Here is a 643-nt window from a genome sequence, read left to right on the forward strand (position 1 = left end):
CGCCGACACTGAGCTTCATGATCGTGGTCAACGCGCCGGCAAAGCGCGCGGTGCCGGACACCCAGTGCTGGCTGGCCAGTTCATTGACCGCATTGGTCAGTGACATGCCCGGCAGCAGCACCACCAGCGAGGCGATGATCACCGTGTTGAGATTCAGGGCACCCACGAACGTGGCAACCACGGTGGCGACAAGGCCGGCCAGCAGCGCCGCCAGCGCTTCGGCCGCTTCCCGGCTGGCCGGGCGCTTGTCGGTGACCATGCCGAGCAGGCCGATCAACAGGCCGATGACGCCGGCGGTGGCGATGTCCAGCCACGGCAGCTTCCACATGCCCGCCACGCCGGCCGCACCGAGGGTGAAGGACAGGATGGTGCGCAGCTTGCCGCGCCGGCCCGGATCCTTGTCCAGCTGGCGCAGCGCGGTGTGGCCTTGGGCAATGCTCATGCGGCCATTGGCCACTTCTTCGGCGATCCCGTCAGCCACGCTGAGCTTGTGCAGGTCGTTCTCGCCGGGCGCCAAGCGGATCACCCGGGTGATGTCGCTGGAGCCAATGGCCTGCGCCGGATCGCTGAAACTGAGGATGATGCCGGTGGGGTTCGACCACGGTTCACAATCCAGATCGAGCTGCCGGGCCAAGGCAACCAC

1 protein-coding gene is annotated in these 643 nt (G+C 67.2%); it reads right to left on the reverse strand.

Annotated features, from left to right (window positions below; genetic code table 11):
* Positions 1-643: threonine/serine exporter family protein (locus AC1DOP_RS27230; RefSeq protein WP_477254405.1), on the reverse strand; the 643-nt coding region annotated here is incomplete at both ends.

The sequence above is a fragment of the Massilia sp. 01N410 genome, from assembly GCF_056399665.1.